Source organism: Desertivirga brevis, from assembly GCF_017355835.1.
In genome coordinates this window covers 323,808-345,265 of record NZ_JAFEWF010000005.1, presented here as the reverse complement: position 1 = coordinate 345,265, position 21,458 = coordinate 323,808, and the positions used below count along the sequence as shown (strand labels likewise).

At 40.7% G+C, this 21,458-nt stretch carries 13 protein-coding genes; all 13 read right to left on the bottom strand.

Going from position 1 to position 21,458, the window contains the following annotated elements:
• Nucleotides 1–142 precede the first annotated feature (142 nt).
• Nucleotides 143–376, bottom strand: a complete 234-nt coding sequence (locus J4N25_RS14430) for a hypothetical protein (RefSeq protein ID WP_207420374.1) — start codon at nt 374–376, stop codon at nt 143–145.
• A gap of 78 nt (nt 377–454) precedes the next feature.
• Nucleotides 455–1,582 (bottom strand): glycoside hydrolase family 88/105 protein, encoded by a 1,128-nt coding sequence (locus J4N25_RS14425; protein WP_207420373.1) that lies wholly within the window; start codon nt 1,580–1,582, stop codon nt 455–457.
• Nucleotides 1,583–1,593: 11 nt separating this feature from the next.
• Nucleotides 1,594–1,929, bottom strand: a complete 336-nt coding sequence (locus J4N25_RS14420; protein WP_207420372.1) for an L-rhamnose mutarotase — start codon at nt 1,927–1,929, stop codon at nt 1,594–1,596.
• A 52-nt stretch (nt 1,930–1,981) separates the two neighbouring features.
• Nucleotides 1,982–2,632: a GDSL-type esterase/lipase family protein gene (locus tag J4N25_RS14415; protein WP_207420371.1), complete on the bottom strand. Its 651-nt coding sequence runs from the start codon at nt 2,630–2,632 to the stop codon at nt 1,982–1,984.
• A gap of 4 nt (nt 2,633–2,636) precedes the next feature.
• The gene (locus tag J4N25_RS14410; protein ID WP_207420370.1) at nt 2,637–4,040 is read right to left on the bottom strand and encodes an alpha-L-fucosidase; all 1,404 of its coding nucleotides are present in this window, start codon (nt 4,038–4,040) and stop codon (nt 2,637–2,639) included.
• Nucleotides 4,041–4,042: 2 nt separating this feature from the next.
• Nucleotides 4,043–5,767 carry a glycoside hydrolase family 3 protein gene (locus J4N25_RS14405; RefSeq protein ID WP_207420369.1) on the bottom strand — a complete coding sequence of 575 codons (1,725 nt, stop codon included), beginning with the start codon at nt 5,765–5,767 and terminating at the stop codon, nt 4,043–4,045.
• A 20-nt stretch (nt 5,768–5,787) separates the two neighbouring features.
• Nucleotides 5,788–8,058, bottom strand: coding sequence for a right-handed parallel beta-helix repeat-containing protein (locus tag J4N25_RS14400; RefSeq protein ID WP_207420368.1), 2,271 nt, complete (start codon nt 8,056–8,058; stop codon nt 5,788–5,790).
• Between the two features lie 128 nt (nt 8,059–8,186).
• Nucleotides 8,187–12,245 carry a hybrid sensor histidine kinase/response regulator transcription factor gene (locus J4N25_RS14395; RefSeq protein WP_207420367.1) on the bottom strand — a complete coding sequence of 1,353 codons (4,059 nt, stop codon included), beginning with the start codon at nt 12,243–12,245 and terminating at the stop codon, nt 8,187–8,189.
• Nucleotides 12,246–12,448: 203 nt separating this feature from the next.
• Nucleotides 12,449–14,218, bottom strand: coding sequence for a hypothetical protein (locus J4N25_RS14390; RefSeq protein ID WP_207420366.1), 1,770 nt, complete (start codon nt 14,216–14,218; stop codon nt 12,449–12,451).
• 10 nt (nt 14,219–14,228) lie between these two features.
• Complete coding sequence (locus tag J4N25_RS14385) at nt 14,229–15,572, bottom strand: alpha-L-fucosidase (protein WP_207420365.1); 1,344 nt, start codon at nt 15,570–15,572, stop codon at nt 14,229–14,231.
• A 16-nt stretch (nt 15,573–15,588) separates the two neighbouring features.
• On the bottom strand, nt 15,589–16,854 hold the full coding sequence (locus J4N25_RS14380; RefSeq protein ID WP_207420364.1) for an SGNH/GDSL hydrolase family protein: 1,266 nt from the start codon (nt 16,852–16,854) through the stop codon (nt 15,589–15,591).
• A gap of 4 nt (nt 16,855–16,858) precedes the next feature.
• On the bottom strand, nt 16,859–18,451 hold the full coding sequence (locus J4N25_RS14375) for a RagB/SusD family nutrient uptake outer membrane protein (RefSeq protein ID WP_207420363.1): 1,593 nt from the start codon (nt 18,449–18,451) through the stop codon (nt 16,859–16,861).
• A gap of 19 nt (nt 18,452–18,470) precedes the next feature.
• Nucleotides 18,471–21,455, bottom strand: coding sequence for a SusC/RagA family TonB-linked outer membrane protein (locus tag J4N25_RS14370; RefSeq protein ID WP_207420362.1), 2,985 nt, complete (start codon nt 21,453–21,455; stop codon nt 18,471–18,473).
• Between the last annotated feature and the right edge of the window lie 3 nt (nt 21,456–21,458).

The following is a 21,458-nucleotide window of genomic DNA, read 5'->3' as shown; positions in this document are numbered from 1 at the left end:
TGGTACGCTGTTTTAATCGCTCAACTAAAATTTCTTCTTAGCCTAATTCCCGAGGAAGTACATCACTCGCAATAGACGTTTCTACATTAACGGGTGGTTAAAAGAAATAGTATGCTGAGTATGAATTTTTTTTAAATAGGTCTTACAATTGCTCTTTCGTCAATTGCGCCTCCAGCTTAAATGCGATTGAAAAAGCGTCGGTTAGACTCATTTTACTTACACTTGAAGCTTTCCAGATATCATCCTTTTGAATAGTGACAAGCATTTCGCCCTTCAACCAAATTTGAAAAACCATGTGAAGTGTGTCCCACTGAACAATTTTATAGGTAGTATTATTATAGGCGACAGAATACTCTCGCTTGCCCAGGTAGACCATTTGGCTAAAGGTAACAACAAAGTTCGAATTGTTGTTACGACAAGTAAATTTATTATTATGAGGTTCAAGGGCACAAAATTAATCCAATAATGCGGCCGTCGTCCATAATACAGGCGCTTGTCCATGCATATCACCTATCAGTCGCCTCCTGTCTAAATAAAATTGCCGGTCGTTCTTTTTGTTTGTTCCTTCGCACACCTCTGTTACGTCACCATTTTCGTTGATACTATCCACAAGAGCCAGCCATGCTTTTCTTGCAGCCGGCGCATAGATACTTTTTTTCAGCCATCCTTTTTTTATTCCAGTTACCATAGCATAGGCGAACATCGCGCTTCCCGAGGTTTCTGTCCATGAACCTTTATCATCTATTAATTGTCGCCACATACCGCTTTCTGTCTGGTACTTAAGAAGCGATGCCATCATCTTTTTATACCCCTTTAATATATACTGTCTATGGGGGTTACTTTCAGGTATTGATTTTAGTATTTCAGTCATTCCCGCAGCCATCCAACCATTTCCCCTAGCCCAATAAAACGGTACGTCAGGGGCATGAAAAAACAAGCCATTAGGTTTTTGTAGTGAATCCAAATAAAGCACCATTTCTTTTGCTGCTCTATTGATATATTTCTCATCCCCGGTTGCTTTATATGCCTGCACCTGTACTGCATTAATCATATACATGTCGTCTATCCATAAGCGCGTTTGCCAGCTGAAGCCTTTATCCAGATAGTTTTGTTCCTCTGTAGTAAGGTCTCGGTTTACAGGCCTTTCCCATTGCGAGTCTGCATAGTACTTGCCAAGTTTCAGGTAACTCTCGTTGCCTCCCATCGAGTACAACTGTAGGGGAAGCGTGCCAAAGACGGTGAAATCTACGTGATTCGGAATTGGAAGCAAAGATTTTTCTTCTTCAACTAGTTTTAAATATCTCTCTTCAAGTAATTTCTGCAAATCCGACCGTCTGCTTGTTTCACTTAATTTAAGCGCTCCGAACCAAGTGCATACCTCGGGATAGGTAATAAATCTTGGAGGGTCGGGCCGCCCATAATTTGTGTGGGGACTTTCAAGAAAACGTTTAGTTAGTTTTTGTCCTACCTCTGCCGGATCGTAGCCTTTTTTCCAATCGGTAAAAATCGTGGCATTTCTCTGCCCAAAAGTGGCAGATGAAAGGAATACCGGTAATACCAAACTTAAAATTTTCCTTAGCATGGATTATATATTTAATTGTTTAAACAGAAAATATTTTCCATTAGCACCCATTTTTCACCAGGTTTAGAGCCTGGCAATGCTTGTTGATACTTCCACATCAATTCCTCCCACTCCTGCACGCGAAGATTTTCTGCGTCCATTGCTGCTTTTTTTTCAAAACTAAATGAATCGTCAGCAATGATGATCATGCAGAGGCGGTTATTGTACCTGTAAATTTCCAGGTCAATTATTCCAGAGCTCCGAATACTTTCCTTTATTTCGTCCCAAACCTTCTTATGCCAGGTGACATATTCGTTAATCAGGTTTTCATCATCTTTTAGATCAAGTGTTAAACAATATTTCTTCATGTATCTTAGTATAAGTGAATTAAGTTTCCTTAAGTATGGATTCGACCACAATCTATTCTAAGTAAGGCCTGATGGCTTCAGCCCATAATTTGTAGCCCTCCATGTCCATGTGAACCCCGTCTGGTACAAAGATCTCTTCCTTAGGATTTCCATCCTCTTTTAATAACGGATTAAAAACATCAATGAATTGGTACCTTTTGCCTGAAGCCATGAAAATTTGCATCTGTTTATTCACCTCTTTAATTTGTGTCAGGTACTTTTGCCTGGCGGGACTGGGTTTTATAGAAAGAATGCTTATGGTCGCCCTGGGATAATTGTATCTGTAATGTTTTACGATTTTCTTCAGATCGTCAACTACCCTCTCAACCGTTTTTCCTGCAGCAAGGTCATTATCACCTTCATAAATAAGGATCTGTTTAATTTTGTTATCCCCTGTAATCCTGTCTGCGAAGTATAAAAGATCACTCGCGTGCGATCCTCCAAAGCCCCTGTTTAATATCAACTTACCTGGGAAATAAGTATTGATGTCAGACCAGCGACGGATGGTTGAACTTCCTGTGAATATTATTACCTTTTGCCGCCCAGTTTTTTCAGCATCTTGCTTTTCAAATGCGGATATCTCCTTTTCCCATCGTGAAACCGACTGAGACCTCGCTACAGAGAAAAAGCTTAAGAGTAAGCAAAAAACATATATTAATCTCATACCTTTAGTTTAATATAAGTTCGATAACGGGAATTTCGATATTGGGGCTGTATACCGGGAGTTCTAGCATCACATCGTTTTCTCCAGTAGTTTCAGTGGTATGGCTTCCCGGCTTGATATCAGACTTGAACTTAATCTCTGAACCATCATTCAACAGCTGTGCATACCTGAATTTGCCTTTGTAATTTTTTAGGTGCAGCGATTTAAAGGGCCAGGATAAAACATGAATATATAGTCTTTTTGTTTCAGGATTGTAAGTAAGTAAGCAATTGTCGGGCTTTTCGAAAACTGCAGGAGCCTGAGTACAATTATAAATTGAGCGATTGTTAAATCTCATCCAATTGCCAATAGCCTTAAGTCTTTCGTCCGCCTTTTCTTCAAAGGCACCTCTGGCTGTCGGACCTACATTTAAAAGTAAATTTCCCCCTTTGCTAACAGTCTCAATTAACATGGTGATAAGCTGCCGCTCTGATTTCCAGGAGTACTCATCGCGGTTATATCCCCAGGAACCGGAAAAGGTCTGGCAGGTCTCCCATGGAATGTTCACACCATTTAAACTTGGCCATTTAAAAGGCATAAATTGCTCCGGAGTTTTATAATCCCAGCCCCAGCTTGTTTCTCCAAGATCAAGACGGTCGTTCACAATTATATCCGGCTGAAGTTTCCGCACCAGCTTTAAAAGGCCTTCTGAGTCCCAGTCGTCCCTCCCCTTCCCATTAGGTCCTGGGTAAGAATAATCAAAGAAAAGTTCGTCGATCTTTCCATATTGTGTCAACAGTTCTGTTATCTGGTCTTTCAAGTACTTTTGGTATTTTTTAATATCCCTATTCTGGTTTATGGAAGCAATATTGCTTGCTTCTCGAAGCGGATGATTTCTGTCAATTGGAAAGTGCGGATGATTCCAGTCAATAAGCGAATAGTAAAATCCTACTCTTATGCCTTCAGCTCTTAATGCTGCAACCAGTGGTTTTAGCAGGTCTTTTCCCGCCGGTGTATTAGGAGCCTTATATTCGGTGAACTTCGAATCCCATAGACAGAATCCCTCGTGGTGTTTAGTGGTAATCACCACATATTTCATTCCTGCCTGTTTTGCTTTTTTTGTCCACTCTTCCGGGTTGTAGAGGTCGGGGTTGAATGTTTGAAAGTATTTATGGTATTCCTCTCGTGTCATTTTTTCGCGGTTTTGTACCCACTCGTGTCTAGCTGCTGCAGAATACAGTCCCCAATGAATGAACATGCCAAATCTTGCCTGCCGCCACCATTCCATCCGCTCCGATTTTTGAGCGACAGTTTCTTTAACCCAGGAAGGCTTGTTTAAATCTATATCTTGTTGGGCTTCAGCCGTTGATAACAAGGATCCAAAAGCTATAGCGAGAATTATGTTTTTTACTATCTGTTTATTTGGCATAATCAATTTTCGGCTAATGTATCTTTTCTTTCAAGTTTAACAGGTGATATCCCTTCGGCTTTCAGTTCGCCGGTTAGTACTTTAACTACTGCGTTATGCATCTCAGGGCCATTTGAGTATGCGTTGATGCAAGTATTCACCCGCTCAAAATACTCGTTTAAAATATAAGGACTACCAAAGGAAACTACAATAACTTTGTCTTTAGGCATTGCATTAACTCCCCAGGCTGTCTGTGCTTCATCGTCATATAACTGCAGCGGGCCGAATGGGGTATGAGTTTGCCTTACTACAGCAACAATAATTTTATCATATTTCTTCGTTACGTCCTCGTTCCAGCCCTGAGTTTCGTAAAGTAAATTGCGCTGAAAGTCTACAGAAAATCCTTTTTTCTCCAGCGCACCTGCAAAATTTTTCAAAACATGTAATCCTCCGTCACCTCCTTTTCGGCTTTCTGTAGTAACAGCTATTACAAGTATCTTCTTTGTCGTACCAGGATTGATTGGAATTACGGAATTCCGGTCACGCACTAGAGTAACTGCCTTTTCAGCGATGCTACGAGCAGTAGAAAAAGATACCTCCCGTTCTTCCGGAGACATTTGCCTTATCAGTTGATTGTTTTTACTCAACAACCCATACTTCAACTTCATCGCCCAGATTCGGCTTACAGCATCGTCAAGCCTCGCTATCGGTATTTCTCCTCGTTTAATGCGTGCTTCTACAGTATCCATAAATTGGTAAGAGGGCCACAAAAGCACGTCGACTCCAGCCAGAAAGCTCTGGATCTCCCCTTCCAACTGATCAGGGTACCAACCACGAAAGCCGCCCATGGTCATAGCATCTGAAACAATTACCCCCTTAAATCTCATTTCTTTCTTAAGGAGATCTGTTAGCAGTTCTTTTGATAAAGTAGCAGGGGGGAAAAAGCCGTTCAGCTTTTGTTTCTGGCATGCTGGAAGAGTAATATGGCCGGGCATTATCGCCGCAACCCCGCTATCAATTAAAGCTTGGAACACTTTTCCGTGATATTGTTTCCATTGATCCATACCTAAACTGTTAACTGTTGTTGTAAGATGCTGGTCGCGGTTGTCCATTCCATCCCCGGGAAAATGCTTTATTGTAGCTGCTACACCAGTATTCTGAAGACCTTTTATTTGTTGGCTTAAAAGTCTGATTGCTTTGTCTGGATCATCCGAGATAGCCCTGGTATTAACAATGGGGTTAAGTGGATTAATGCTTAGGTCGGCTACAGGATGCAAGACCCATTTAACTCCCAGCGACTTTGCTTCTTTTGCCAAGCTCATCCCGTAATTGTAGCTAAGCCCGGTAGAGTTGGCTGCCCCTAATGCCATTTCCCGGGGCAGGGAGGTCATCCCAGGAAGAGAGATCCCATTCTCGTAATCCTGTTGAAATATTAAAGGAAGGTTACTAGCATCCTGGTATTCGAGCACTGACTTTTTTAAATGTTCAACCCTTTGTTCTTCAGGTATATTTACAAAAAGCTTCCAGCCCATAAAGAAGCCAGTAACAGGATACCGTTTAAAGAAATCCTGAAGCCTGCCATTCCCCAAACGTAGCTCCGACTCTTTGTCTGGCAGCATCAACATCGTCTGACCTATTTTTTCCCGTAAGCTTAGTTTCTTCCAGTCGTCTATTGAAAGATCCTTCTTTTTTTGGGCAAAACAGGTACAAGCCAATACCATAAGGTATGTGGTAAGTTTAAATCTCATGTAGTGTATTATTTAGAAGGTTATTTTATCAGCTGGTCCTCATCCCATTCATTGCCTGCTTTTCCGCGATTTTCTAGTCCTCCCGTATCACCTTTTGTCGGTAAGTATTTTCGAAAGCTATCTTTTTGAAGACCAATGATCGGAAGGATTGTATTGAGATTTGGGAATTTTTCAAGGATATTTGGGTTAGTGGTACTGAAATCTAGTTGTTCAACATTAGTAAAACCTGCATCTTTAATTGAGGGTAACTCGAGATTACCACTTATTTCAATACGACCATGCTTAGGCCTGAGGTAAGGACCGCACTGAACCGAAATGTTGTCTAATAGAGCACAACCATTTGGGTATTCAGGGTGCCAGTCTGGATTTAATATATCCGTCCAAAGCTTCGATCCCAGCCCAAAGTCTAACATTAGTTTTTTACCGTAAGATTTCCAGGGTTCCTGTAAGGGTTTCATCTCAAGCAACCGTTCTTCATAATGACTTCCCAATCTGTAATTACGTGCAATACCACGGTCATCAATCCCCTGGTCTTTACAACGGATAAACAGGTTATTCCTGGCAATATTATTATGTCCACCTCCAAACTTTACTGCATCAATTGCATCATATACTACATTATTATAAAAGAGATCTCCGCTATCTCCATCATCACAATAAAAACCATTAGAGCGATTGATGTGATGTACAAGATTGTACCTGAAGATATTTCCGTAGGTACTCCATCCACCGTAGTTATAGAACGCTCCGTTATCACTTTCGCCAAGAGCTATATTGTGAATCTCATTATATTCGAAAATACAATTGTTGACCATATCTGTCCTTACGCCACTTTTAGGCATGTCATGCATCAGGTTATGTCTTAAAGTAAGCCCTACGCAGTTTGATAGCTGAACAGCCTCCCGGAATGATAATTTTCCAACATGATAAATGTGGTTATTCTCAATAGTAGCGTCCCCCGACTTCAGTAATTTCCTGTTGCCAGAATTAGCAGCCACTATTCCTGCACCTCCTGTCTCATAAATTGTGTTGCTTCGAATAAGGTTTTTATTGCCACCCCTCATTGTGATTCCATTGTTTCCAACATTATAGATAGTACACCCCGCAATTGTAGTACGACTACTTGTGACTATTTCAATACCGTTCGAACGTGTACCAGAGATATGTAAGCCAGTGAACTTTAAATCTGATGCTGTATTCACAGAAATAACGGGATGGTCTGAATCGGCGATCATTAATTGCAAATTTGCAACAGGCATAGGGGCATAGAAATAAAGTTTTTGATCCTTAATATCGAGTGCCCATTCACCCGGGTAGTCAATTTCTTCCAGCAAATTAACCGCTCTCCATTTCTCCTTTCCATTTCCGGTTCTCCATAGGGGATCCTTACTCGCAATACTGCTGTACTTTGATCCCATCCCCCCTTCAGGCTCCTCTGTAAGCTTTATTGTTTGCTCTTCAGCCGAAATGTTCTCAACCTTAATCGTAAATGGTTCCCACGGTACCCGCCAAAAACCTTTTAGCCAAATTTCATGTCCCTCTTTAATAGCTGCAGCCCAACGTGTCGACCGCCTGGATTTATCTAGATCAACTTCATTTAAGGTTTCTTTATCCTCCGGCTTCCCCCCCTTTCCAAAGAAAAAAGTTCTACTGTCCTTTGATCCATTACATGTAACCCAACCCGGATCGTTAGTGTTATTAATATTCTCCGCAGGGTTAGGCCATTGAGAAAGTGGCTGCCTTCTACCATTCATGAAAAGATCAATGATGTGCCAACTGTCGGAGAAACAGTTCGACGGGGCAAAACGAGATGCATTCTTTAGTTTTAAGAACCTTAGATCAACTTCGAATACCTTCGAGGGATCTGTCTTGGGATGGAGGCGTTTATAAGTGCTGGTATTGATCGGCCTAACCATAGTATCCGGAATTACCTTCGCCCCAATGAGTTCTACCTTGGCTCCCTCCTCTGCATTATAAGATATTGGTGAGCCGGGTGTTCCGGAATCCCTTTCATCAAATTTAATTCCTTCGGGTAAAAAGTACGTTCCCGCTTTTATTATTACTGTAAATCGAGCTGAATTAAGCTTTTTTGTTTGCTTCAATTTCCTTATCAGGTTTCTTGCCATCTCTATAGATCTCAGAGGAGCAGTTGCACTGCCGGGGTTATTGTCGTTGCCAGAAGAGGAAACATAAAGGGTTACAAGTTTACCTTGCTGTGCAGATGAACTATAATTGAAAGTCAAAACCAAAAAGAGGGTGCAGATCGCACTATTGATTAAAAACTTTAGCATGTGCCTACTTTCTGAAACTAGAATCATTGGTTAGTTGAATTAGAACAATAGGAGCAAATGTATTTTTCATTGAGCTCTCTGGCTGTTGGAAATGTTGCAGGAACTGTTTTCAGATGACCAAAGTGCATTTATTCCGCTTGTTGCTCTTTAATTACATCACCTAAGTATTCCTTCGGTGATTTCCCGTATTGTTTCTTAAAAGATGAGGTGAATGAAGACGGATTTTTGAAGCCTACTTCATAGGCTATTTCTGATATGGATAATTTTCTCTGCAATAGCAAATCCATGGAATGCTTGATCCTCACCTGATAAATTAATTCTATGGGCGTTTGACCTGTTATTGCCTTTAGTTTTCTAAACAAATGACTGCGGCTCATAAATACTGCAGCTCCAAGGTCTTCTACAGAAAACTCATCATTGGCCAGGTTAGCGTTAATTGTGTCAAGAACCTTTTGAAGGAATTGTTCGTCAAGGGGATTCTTTGCTATATCTTTAGGAATTATTACTCCATCTCCCCTATATTTTTCAATCAGACGGCGCTTAGATTCTATAAGATTTTCCGCCTTAACCTTTAAAATTTCTGGATGGAAGGGCTTTGCGATATAGTCGTCTGCACCAGTTTGTAAACCTTGTAACTTGTCATCATCAGTCGTTTTCGCGGTAAGGAGAATAAATGGAATATGACTAGTGTTAAGATCTGATTTTATTTGTTTGCAAAGTTCTTTTCCATCCATTAGCGGCATCATCATATCGCTAATAATCAGTTCAGGTTCATTCTCCTTAATTATTTCCAAAGCCTCCAATCCATTCATTGCCCGGGCCACGGAATATTGTGATTCAAAGAGCATCTCCAGATAATCTAAAATCTCCTTATTATCCTCTACGATCAAAAGCTTAGTTTTCTTCTGATTTTCAGACTTCGCAATAAACATTACCTCCTTACTATCTATTGTCATAGGCGCAAATTCCTGAAGAATACTTCCCGGACAAGAACTCTGCTGGTTATCGTTTTTGCAAGGAAGTACGATTTTAAAGCTTGTGCCTTTTCCCGGAATACTGTCAACTTTAATCGTACCGTTATGCAACTCTACAAGGTTTCTCGTTAGTGCTAATCCCACACCCGTTCCCTGTTTATTGTGCTCAGAATAAAAACGTTCGAAAATATAAGGTAAGTCGCTGCCAGGAATTCCTTTTCCATTGTCCTCCACCGTTATTGACAATTGTGGAACTTCAGTCAACTCATCCTGGTCCAAAGCAACAATTATGGAGATCTCTCCTCCTTCTGGTGTGAATTTAAATGCATTAGAGATCAAGTTATTTAATACCATTTCAAGCTTTCCTGGATCAAATGCCATTATTTTTTTCCCAACAACATTCTCCAGTTTCAAATTGATCTTGTTCCGTTCCGCCAGAGGTTGAAAATTTACGAAGATTGCATGAAGGAATCCGGTGATGTCCATAGGAACGGCCTTGAGTTTAAGCATTCCTTGCTCTGCCTTCTGAAAGGTCATCAATTCATCGAGCAACAAAAGTAATTTCTTGCAGTTTCTATAAATAAAGCTCACCTTTTGTTTTTCCTCCTTACCTAGACTCGCGTTACCCATCAGTTCCTCTACCGGTGCCGAGATCAAGGTTAGCGGGGTCCTGAATTCATGAGAAATGTTTGTGAAGAAGTTAACTTTCATTTCGTTCAATCGCTTCAATTGTTCCTTTTCGATTTTTTGGTACTCGATCTCCTGACGCTGCCGGGATTGAATCAAAACATATTTGATCAGAATGTAAAGCAGTATATTAAAAAGAGTAATATAAAGCACAATAGCCCACCAGGTTTTCCAAGGCGGTGGAAGAACAGTTACCTTCAGTACTGCCGCACTTCTACTCCAATTATTCATGTAGTTTGAGGCTCTTACTTTAAAATAGTATGTTCCAGCATCGAGGTTTGTGTAAGTTGCATTGCGCGACGCTGCATCTGCTTCGATCCAGTTCTTGTCAAATCCCTCCATTTTATAAGAGTATTTGTTTTTATCAGGATTTGAAAAATGTAATGCTGTAAAGCCTATGGTGAACACGTTGTTATGGTAGTTCAGCTTAATTTCTTGGGTAGATGAGATACTTTGTTTAAGGATGATATCTTTATTGAACTCCTGACCAATCTCAACAGGTTGATTGAAGAGTTTTAATTCAGATAGTGCAACCGTCGGTGGATTTTGTGCCTTTGGAATCAGACTGGGGTTAAATGAAATAAAGCCATTGCTTGTACCGAAAAGCAATTTGTCAGGTGAAACTTTATAACAACTTCCGATACTAAAATTTACATTTGACAAATAGGTTTGAAACGTTTCCTTAAGAATGTCAAATCTGCTCAGGCCCTTGATCGTTGATATCCACAAAAGACCATCTCCAGAATTCAAGATGCCGATAATAGATTTATCAGGTAACCCCTCGGCATCAGTATACCTTTTAACTGTATAATCAGAAATCCTGTTGCTTTTTAAAGTGATTCTGTTGAGTCCTGATTCAGTTCCAACCCAAAAAACATTTGCGGGGGCTTCCGCAATTGCTAAGACATTAGAGCCAAGCAATTCATGCTCCGGTGTCCTGGCATTGAAATGGAAATACGATCCAGATTGCGGGTCGAGTACTATTAAACCTCCATTCTCAAAGCCCAGCCACAAATTCCCCTTCTTATCTTCGTAGATCTGCCTCACAAAACCATTTTTTATAAGCGTCGGAATATTGTGTCTTCCCTTCAATTCTACTTTGTTTCCTTGGGCGTCGTATTTAAGTAATCCCTTATTGGTTCCAATCCATAAATTGCCTCTGGAATCCGTTAGGGTAGCAAAACTCGCCTGTGCATTAAGGTTTTTTATACTGCTGGTTGTATTAATAGCAGTAATTTTCATGGTTCCCCCTAGAGTTCCCGCCCAAAGATTTCCGTTATTAAAATTTAGTGAGCGATAAGCATTATAGGAAAGGTGTTCATCACCAAGTTTAAGAAGCGATGTTTGGCCAGAACTTGTATTGTATTTATAAAGCCCTGAACTAGCCGTACCGAGGTAAATATTTATTCCATCTTCAGATGCAATAGCCCTTACCTGATCAGCAATGCCTATTCCCTTGAACGCATAATACTGAAATGCGAGGAGATTTAGATCTGATTTATTTAACCCGAGTTCTGTGCCACACCAAAGTACACCTGTACGGTCAATTAGCAGCCTGTAAATTATATTATTGCTGATGCTATTCTTGTCAAGTGGGTTATTTCTGAAAAATTCTAAACTCGTTTTTTTATTCAAGCTCCTTATCCTGGCCAGTCCATCTTCAGTAGCAAGCCAAAGTTCTCCATTACGCCATTTAACAATATCGAAAACCTGAAGGTTCCTAAGCTCCGAACCGTTTGTTAAAAGCTGCTCAAAACGATTAAAATCGGTGTATTTATTTTGCTCGGCATCGAACTCCAGTTTAATAATTCCATCTCCACCGGTTCCAATATATAGCGACCTCTGATCCTCGTACAAAGACCAGATCCTGTCTCCATAAGGGTTTGGTTTGATATCTATGTCAAATAGTTGGAAGGCAAGCGTTTTGGTATTGAAACGAACTACGCCCTGGTCGCACGCTAACCATAGGCAGTCGCCCCAGGACTGTATTATTTTTTTCACTCCATTTTTGAATGGAAAAGAGCTTAAAGTTTTAGTTTTCCTTGTGTTAGGATCATACAGGGACAGGCCTTTTGAGGTTCCAATCCATAGCTTTCTATCATGAAAAAGGAGAGCAGAAACAACGTCTGTGCTTGATCCCGGCACATTTATCTCAAAAAATTGTTCTGTGTTCCTTACAAACTTGCTTAATCCGTACCTCGAACCAATATACAAATCACTGTTATCATCCTCAGTAATAGAATAAGCCCAACTTGTGGTAATAGCTTTTGGCGCCTTGTTTTTGTAAAATTTCCTAAACGAATAACCATCAAAACGGCAAAGCCCATTCATTGTTCCAACCCACAAATATCCTCTGCTGTCCTGGAAAAGATTGCGCACCCGGTTGTCTGGCAGTCCCTCGTTACTGAAATAATGATCGAAGCGTACGCCAGGACTTATTATTGCTTTTTCTTCCTGAGCGCCAGCCTCCTTAAAGGTAAGAACGGCTACGTACAAGAAGATAAATAAAAATCCTTTAACTGACATCCTAAACTGGTTGGTTATTAATATACTTTCTTCCTATTAAATAACGGGTTTGGCTTCTTTAATTCAAGTTATCCGTTTCTGTGCTAAAAGTATCTTTTTTGTCAGATAAATGTGTACAGCATAAATAACAACAGGATGGTCAGGAATAGATAAGTTACTGTTAGGACTGTATAGTTCTTCAATTTCTGTTTTCTATGTTCCATTTATTGCTTATCTGCTATAATTTTCCTGTAGTAATTTACTGAAGCACCCATTCCCTTTTCAGCATGATAGGTCGGGGCTATGTACTCAAATGAGTAAGGTTTGTAAAGTGTTGCAGACGATGGGTTTGTCTCCTTGAAATTCTTGTAAAGTTTCCAGTATTTATCATAATTCAATAATGCCTGGTGCATTTCTTTTATGTCGTATTTGCCGGTTTTATCTCCTTCAAAACCTAAAGCCATGATTTTCCAGCCTTCAGCTATGATCTGATGTAACAGCATTCCATAGGTTGATGAAACCCTTACATAAGATTCGTCTTCCTTGTCCTTCATTTTGATGCCACGACTAAGCTTTTCTATATTTTTCCAGAGCTCTACCGCCTCATACTTCTCCTGGACGGCTCCATGAAGTATACCATCTTTATAGTACTGTGTAAATGCCTTATAAAGTAGCCCTTCCGAGGAGAATTGCCGCGGGTTATAATTGGGGTCCGTTCCAGATAGGAATTCATCGCGCATCCACCACGTCCAGCTGTTCTGAAAAGGGTACTTTACACTCGAATGGCCTCTGATGACAGCTTTTGCCGATAGTAAAGCAAGTTCACGAAACCTTTCACGCGACTTCCCTTGAATTCCCATTTCTGTGATCACCTTATTGAATACTTCTTCTTCTGACTGCTTAGGATCTAATGCCCATTTGCTAATCACTAGAGCATTAAGCCTGCACCAAAATTCGTTGGTGATGTAGGGTCCGACCCAGCCTCCGCCTCGAGACCATGACCAAACGCCCCGGAAATTGGGGCTGGACTTAATTTCTTTAAGGCTCTTGTATCCCGGTTGTGGTTTGTTCATAGAATATTCTTCAAATCCATTTATCACCCCCTCCATCACGTAGTCGGGATAAGCGCCCTTTCCTTCATATTCTCTCTGGCATTGAACCTCAATAATTTGTGGGTGTTTACCTAAAGTGAGAGTTGGATTAAAATCGAAGGTTCTCTGGTAATCCCCCTTCGTATGTTTAATAGCAAACACAAGATTGGGATGAGGCTGTATTTGGTCTGTAACTTTAAGGTAATAGTCTGGCTGCTCGTGCATTCCGCCAAACGACCACGTGCGATAAAAAAGCATTTTGTTGCGTTTAACACAAACTTCATCACGTAGAAGATTGATTAGTTTTACATGACTTGCAGGTCCGTTTGTAATAGGTCCGTTGCCAGTGTGATGGGGTACGTTGTTTAGGTATGTTTCACCTGTTCTGATTACAAGGCCATCAAGGTCAGGAAAGGTATCAAAAAGCTCATTCAACATCATTCTGTGAATTTCTACTGTCTTAGGCCGCTCAAAGGAGATTTTTCCATCCTTATCCGTGATCTCATCCTTATAGATGTCTACTAGCCTTTTTGGAAGAACTATAATGTCTGTGAAGTAATATATCTTTATTCCTGCTGCGTGAGCCTCTGCGATATTTTCTTTTACCTTCTTAGCAGCTTGCTCAACCCATTTCCTTTCTTCCGAGCCGTCAGGGAATATTTCTTTACTAAGCTTGTCAAAGGTAAGAGCGGCATGGGCAAAAGTAAAGTCGTTAACTACTTGTCCGTTATAACCCTTCTCCTTTAGGAAAGATGGATCTGTGAAAGCACTTTTTGTTGACGGTTCACCCGGATTGTGGTGGACCATGTCAAGGACGTAGTAGTTATTATTCTGTCCATTTGCTAGTGCGGGAAGAAACAGAATTAAGATCAGAACTAAGCGTTTATATAAGTGTGTTTTCATTTTATATCATTTATTGAGCTCCGTCGAGCGATGATTTATTTACTTTGGAAGAAGGCTGTTTCCTGAAATGGGCGCCAGAGATTTTAAACACAAGCGGATTTGGCCATTTGTTATTGGTATAGAATCGCTGCCCATTCACTGCGCTTACAATAAGGCCAAGGGGGCCCGTTTGTATCTTGATCGAGGCATCAAAGTTTTGCCGGTATTCTACAAAATTGCTTTCGTATCCCAAAATACTAACTGTGGTATTTTCATTACCAGTAATTGAGGGGAAAACAATTTCCTTTCTTTCCCCATATTGCCAAATATTTTTGGTAATGTAGGCGTAAATAGTTTTACCGTTTGGAGAGCAGCTATACCAAATATTACCATCTTTCAATGTAGGAGCAGAAGTTACACCATGAATAGCCTCGCTATTAGCAAAGTTCCATAGCGCTAGCTCCCTTAACCTAGATTCCTCCTCCTCTCTGATCGTACCATTTGGTTTTGGTCCTATATTCAATAAAAGGTTACCCCCTTTTGCGCGTGTTTCTATTAATGTATTTATTAATTCGGTACCTGACTTAAACAGATCGTTTGTGGGCTTGTATTGCCAGTCTGTGCCCATAGTCAGGCAGCTCTCCCAGGGGGATGGAATCGAAGTATCAGGCACTTTTTGCTCGGGAGTTGTTATATGACCTCTCGTTACAACAATATCCGGTTGCAGTTCCCAGCAATATTCTTTTAAACCTTCTGCCGGACCATCTAAAAAAATGATGTCGATCTTCCCATAATTACTTAACAACTCCTTTAGTTGGATTTTGTCATATTTCATTAATCCAACATTTTGCGCTGGATAATGTAAAGGGTTTTGAAGACGTCCGATCGGAACATCTGTTTGATGTAGATAATAAAAGTCTTCGGGTGAGAAATATAATCCAATTGCTATCCCTTGTTTCCTGAAGGCTGTAATAACCTCCTTTGTAATATCATGCGAATAAGGAGTATTTGCGATATTAAAGGTTGTTGAATTAGTTTTAAACATGCAAAAACCTGAATGATGCTTTGCCGTAAATACAACGTATCGCATTCCTGCCAACTTAGCCAATGAGGCCCATTCATCAGGATTAAATCGTAAGGGATTGAAAGTCTTCGGTAGTTCGTTGAAAAAACGTTTTCGGAAATCAGGACTTGCCCCAGCTAGCGAGTGACTGATCACAGCTCCAATTTGTGAATCGATACTCCAATGTATGAACAACCCAAAGCCCAAGCTACTAAACCATTTTTCCCTTTCCGGCTTATTTCCCCGCTGTTGGCTGTAAAGCTGAATTGAAAAAAGCAGATAGAAACATGTAAGGAGAATCTTTCTCATCATATCCTGCCTTGTTTCATTACTTTTTAATTTCTCCAATAAGCATAATGTATCCAGCATAACATGCATTTTCACTATATCTCGATTCCACATCCATCGTCTGGTTGTTTCTCTGTTTCAGAATACTCTTCTTGTCTAGTTGGTTGCTTGAAACAGTGAACGTCATGGTATGAAGGCGTTTATCTAAATCTTGTTTAAGGAAGTATTGAGGTCGGTAATAGGTTGAATAGCTATCAAACCTGGGGACTGCTGCCAAATCTTTGTCATCTAATTTAACTTCATATTGCCCGCAGCCCGGCCCTACAACATCATAAAGACCTGCCACTTGTCCTTTAAATTTGAATGATATTGTTGATCCGGCTTCATTTGACTTAATGAATTCCGTAAAGGGTTTTTTAAATACTCTTTGCAACTCCGGATCATTTGACATAACCTTCACCCAATTTCCAGTCCTATTCGCCTCGGCAACAGAGATCATTTTAGCTGCTTCCCAATTATCCCTTATAAAAGGTTTCACAAGCCTATTTGCAGTTAGTTTCTCAGAATGGATAAATATACTGTCTAGGGCAGTTGCTAATGCTTCTGCATAAAGCCTCTGCCCTGTTTCCGGAAATGGATGAACATTGTCGGCCGAAAAGACTATTTTGTCAGGATAGTCTTTTTTGCTGCCCTTGTAAACAAGTTTGCCTTCTGTAGCAAGCTGAACAACCTTTAAGCCCATGCTTACAGTAGGGATTCCATAATGCTCTGCTATTTGTTCCATTGCCGCTGTTGACTGCGGTATTTTCCCGTTTTCAATATCCGCGGCCATATCGCCGGTGATGGTGTACACAAAGCAGATATCTGTTTTAGAATCGGCTTTCCATATCTGTCTCACGATGCCCTCCATCGCTTTATGGATCAAGTTAGCCGGCTTGGAAATATCGTTCACTGCAAATTCAACAAACACTAAATCAGGTCTTTCCTTAATCACTTGTGCTTCCAGGCGGAAAACCCCCAGGTCTGAGCCTGTGCCACCAATTCCTGCGTTAACGGTAGTTATCTTTGGATCCGGAAATTTTTGCTGGAGAATATGCGCAGACTGATCCCTCCAACCATTGGCCGCTTCTGTAATACTTCCTCCTAAATAGGCCACAGTTACTGGTTTACCTTCTAATAATTTTTTATAAAAATTTGGCAGACCTTTTCTAATTGTAAAATCCGGCATGGCTTTGTTACCCAAGGTTTGCGCAACCGAACATGTTGCTCCTAAGAGCACCAGAAGCGTTATAAATTTAAGTCTCATCTTATTAGTTGTATCCTAAATTCTGGTTTACCTTATTGCTCGACCGGTCTATCTCGCTTTGTGGGATCGGTCGTAGTAAATGATAATCTTTTATGCCGGCAGCCGCATCTGGATTGTATTTCTTAACCCTTTCCAATAATGTACCTGTTCTTTTCAGATCAAACCATCTTTGCATTTCTCCGTAAAGCTCTCTGCCTCTTTCATCCAGTATGAAATCCAGGTTCATTTGCGACGACGCTATACTAAGGTCAAAACCTGGCATAGACCTTTTTTTACGAAGTACATTTATCGTTGTGGTGGCATCGCCAGGCTTGTTCTGCATTAGCTGGGCCTCTGCCAAGTTGAGGTAAGCTTCTGCTATCCTGAAAACAATGAAATCTTTAGAACCTTCCACCGCGGTTACACTAGTTCTTTTAGGATCAAGGAATTTTATATTAGTTAGGAATTTTGTTCTGACGGTTTGTGAGTTGATATCATTAAGGTCGTAGATCGCGTATTTTTTTGCTGCTCTCACATTGGCCGGAATCACGTCGGTAGTGATAAATACTGCCGTATCACCTTGATTCATACCTGCCGGAGCGGTAGTTCTGTTATTGGAGTAATACACACGCTGGAAACCTTCGATATAACGTTTATCAGCCTTATTATCAAAAAGGGAATTACCGTATGGAGTTAGCTTAAAACGATTAAAAGGGCGACCGTTTAGAATATCCCTCTGCATGCCTTTTTCACCATCGTAAACCATTATAAAATACAGGTGACTCTGATTCCCGGTTCCATTCAATAATGCAGTGGAGTTGTAGTTCACCGCCCAGATCACCTCAGGGTTTTTCTGATTATTTATATCGAAGATCGATCCATAAGAATCAAGTAAAGAGAAATTGTAGTCTTTGATAACGCTATCAGATAATTTTTCGACTTCAGCCCAATTTTTTCTAACCATATGTACCCGTGCTAGGAGCATTTTGGCAGCTGCTTGTGTTGCGCGTCCATAATCACTTTGCGTACGAGGAAGATTAGTTACGGCAAATTCCAGATCTGGAAGGATTGCATCAGTATATATTTTTTCCGCGCTTGTCCTGGTTGTTTCTGTCTGAACTTCTTTCACTTCGGTGAGGGTTAATGGTATATCACCAAAGGTTTGAACAAGTACAAAGTAGTAAAGTGCTCGCAGATAGCGCGCTTCTGCTATTCTCTGAGCTCTGATTTGCTCCGAAATATTGCCAATAGTTGGGGCCAGGTCAATTGCTGTATTACAGGTACCTATCCCTTTGTAAAAATTGGTCCAGAGTGTACTTAGAATTGATAAACTTGGGGATAAACCAGGGTTATATTGATTAACATCTATGAACGAGCCATCACGACCGTGAGTATAAGTATCAACACCAAATTCAGTAAGAACAAATCCTAATTCTTGTCCATAATAGGTTCTCAAAGGTGCATAAGCCGCGTTTACAACTCCGGTTAATCCATTGGCATCAACGATATATGACCCGGAGGTAGCTCCGCTGACTATTTCTTCGTCCAGGTAATTATTACAGGAAACGCCTGTAACAGCTGTTATCGCCAGTGCTATAATGATTTTTGAAAATTTCATAATTAATTCCTTTAACTGGTTAAAAAGTAAGGTTTAAACCAAGCATGATAAGCCGTGTAGATAAAACATTGTCAAGTGTTATTTCTCCAGTGGACGTTTCTGGATCGAGATCGTATCCAGGGATTTTCTTATTCATTATTGTCCAAAGGTTATTACCGGTTACATAGATCCGCGCGTTGCTAATGGAGGATTTACCGATTATGGATTTTGGTAAACTGTATCCCAAGGAAACATTTTGAAGGCGAATAAAAGAACCATCGAAATAATACAGTGGAGGTTTTATGCCTGTAGTTCCAGAAACTGTTGGTCTAGGAAATTCATTCGAATTGTTCTGAGGAGTCCAATAGTTTACATTCAAGTTGTTATACATATAGAAACCGGTATTCAGCCTTTCATGAATTTGACTGTAAATGGTTTGCCCCTGACGGATATAGACAAAAAAGGAAAGGTCTGCACCTCGATAGCTAAACCTGTTGGTTACACCTCCACCCCATTTTGGCCGAGGGTTTCCTACAATTTTTCGGTCAAAATCAGCATTTATCTTTTCATCATTATTGAGGTCAACAAGTTTTACATCTCCTGGAACAGCATTATATTTTTTTGCCGTTTCTACTTCTGAACTTTGCCAAATTCCGTTCTTTTGGTAGTCGTACCATACTTTAATAGGCTTACCAGTAAACCATCCGTTACCAATGTCATTTGTAATACCACTGTTAAGGGCAATGATAGACTCGCGGTTTGCATAGGCGTTTGCATCAATGCTCCATCTGAAATATTTTCCCGACACCGGAGTTCCTGAAACACTTAGCTCTATCCCCCGGTTCCTGGTCTTACCAACATTTTCTAGAACACTGCTGAATCCGGTCCATGCCGGAATCGCACGATTTAGTAAAAGGTCGGATGTGTTTTGCTCATAAACCTCTACACTACCGCTAATGCGGTTCTTTAGAAAGCCAAAATCAAGGCCTATATTTGAACTTGCTGTTTTTTCCCAGCTTAAACTTCCATTAGCCAGGGCTGATGGAGAGTAACCATAGCCGGCATTCTCATCCCAGGCATAAACTGTTTTTGACAGGGAACCTTGTGTTGAATACGGGTTGATCCCTGTATTCCCACTAACACCATAGCTTCCACGAAGCTTTAGTTCTGATATCAATGTAATATCTTTCAAAAATGGTTCCTCAATAAGTCTCCAACCCAATGCTACGGAAGGAAAATATCCCCATTTTCTTCCGGGAGCTAATCTCGAGGAGCCATCCGCCCTCATTGTGAGAGTTGCGAGGTAGCGACTTTTATAACTATAATTAAGACGGCCCATATAAGACATCAAAGAGGTTTTTGAGTAGTCACTAGCTACCGCTGAAATTTCCGTTGCAGTACCTATATTATGATACAACTGGCTGTCGTAAGGTATTCCTCTGCCCGATGTGCTTGATGTTTCGTTGAAATCGCTTTGAATAGAAAACAGGCCTGTAGCGCTTATTGAATGCCCATTTAAATCCCTTTTGAAATTCAGAAGATTTTCAACGGTGTATGCCAGAGCTGATCCATTACTGATTCCTGCCGTTGCAAGCCCATTGTTATTGCTTAAGACGCTATTATATGTACCATTTTTGTTGTTGGTATTATCCACACCTGCATTAAGTCGATAACTAAGCCCTTTGGCGATCTGGTACTCACCGTAAGCACTGGCAAATACCCGGTAGCTTTTTCTCCGGTCGGCCGTAACGCTGTTAAGGTCTGTATAGGGGTTCTTTTTAATTGTTTGGTTATCAGGTGCAACGTTAACAGTACCGTCAACATTAAAAGGGTTACTTAATGGATCTAGGATAAGTACATTTTGGAGATATACATTATTAGGAATGATACCGTAATTTTGAACGGCATAAGAAAGGAATGAAGATACGCCTAGTTTTACTTTTTTCCCAACTTCCTGATCCAGGTTAGCGCGAAACCCGTACCTTGTATAATCAGATTTCTTTACCACACCCTTCTCGTTGAAATACTCCCCGGAAACAAGATATTTCGTTTTTCCTGATGCACCCCTTACACTAACTGGATGGTTCTGTCGATAACCCTGCTGAAATAATGGACTTTGCCAATCGGTTGAAAAGTTCTCATTAAGAGCAGTTTGTTGATAGGGCTCCAGGCTCGCACCCGTTGATTGACGGTAAGAGGCATATTCATTGGCGCTCAGCATATTGATCGATCCGATCCTGTCGGTAAAACCATAATATGGGTCATAGCTGATAACGGGGCGGTCTCCCGTACCTCTTTTTGTAGTGATCAATATTACGCCATTGGCTCCTCTTGAACCATAGATAGCAGTTGCTGATGCGTCTTTAAGAATTTCCATAGATTCGATATCCGCAGGGTTTACAGTATTTATACTCCCCGACATTGGAATACCATCAATCACGTAGAGAGGATTATTGCCCGCTGTTATAGACCGGTTCCCACGAATCCTAATGGTGGCTGCATCTCCCGGGCGTCCACTGTTATTAGTTACGTCTACCCCTGCAACCCTTCCCTGGATAGCTTGTGCCGCCGACGCCACAGGAGTTTCTGAGATAGTTTTTGAGGTAACAGATGAAACCGCACCCGTAAAATCGCTCTTTTTCTGAGTTCCGTATCCTACCACAACTACCTCGTCGAGGGATTTAGAATCCTCATCTAGAATAATACTTAGCGTTGTGCGGCTATTTAACGGATATTCAAGAGTTTTATAGCCTATATAAGAGATCACCAGTATACTGCTTGCAGAAGATACTTGCAATTTGAAGTTGCCGTTTACATCTGTACTTGCACCGGTTTTGCTTCCTTTTTCTTTTATAGTAACCCCTATCAGAGGCTCACCTTTTTTGTCTGTTATTTTGCCCGTAATTCCAATTTGTTTTGTGTTCACAGAGCCAATAGGAACACTGTTAGGCATTGCTATTGCAGCCGTTATTCCGGATAGTGTACATAAGACGGATAACGCTATCACACTTATTTTACCTGACATAAT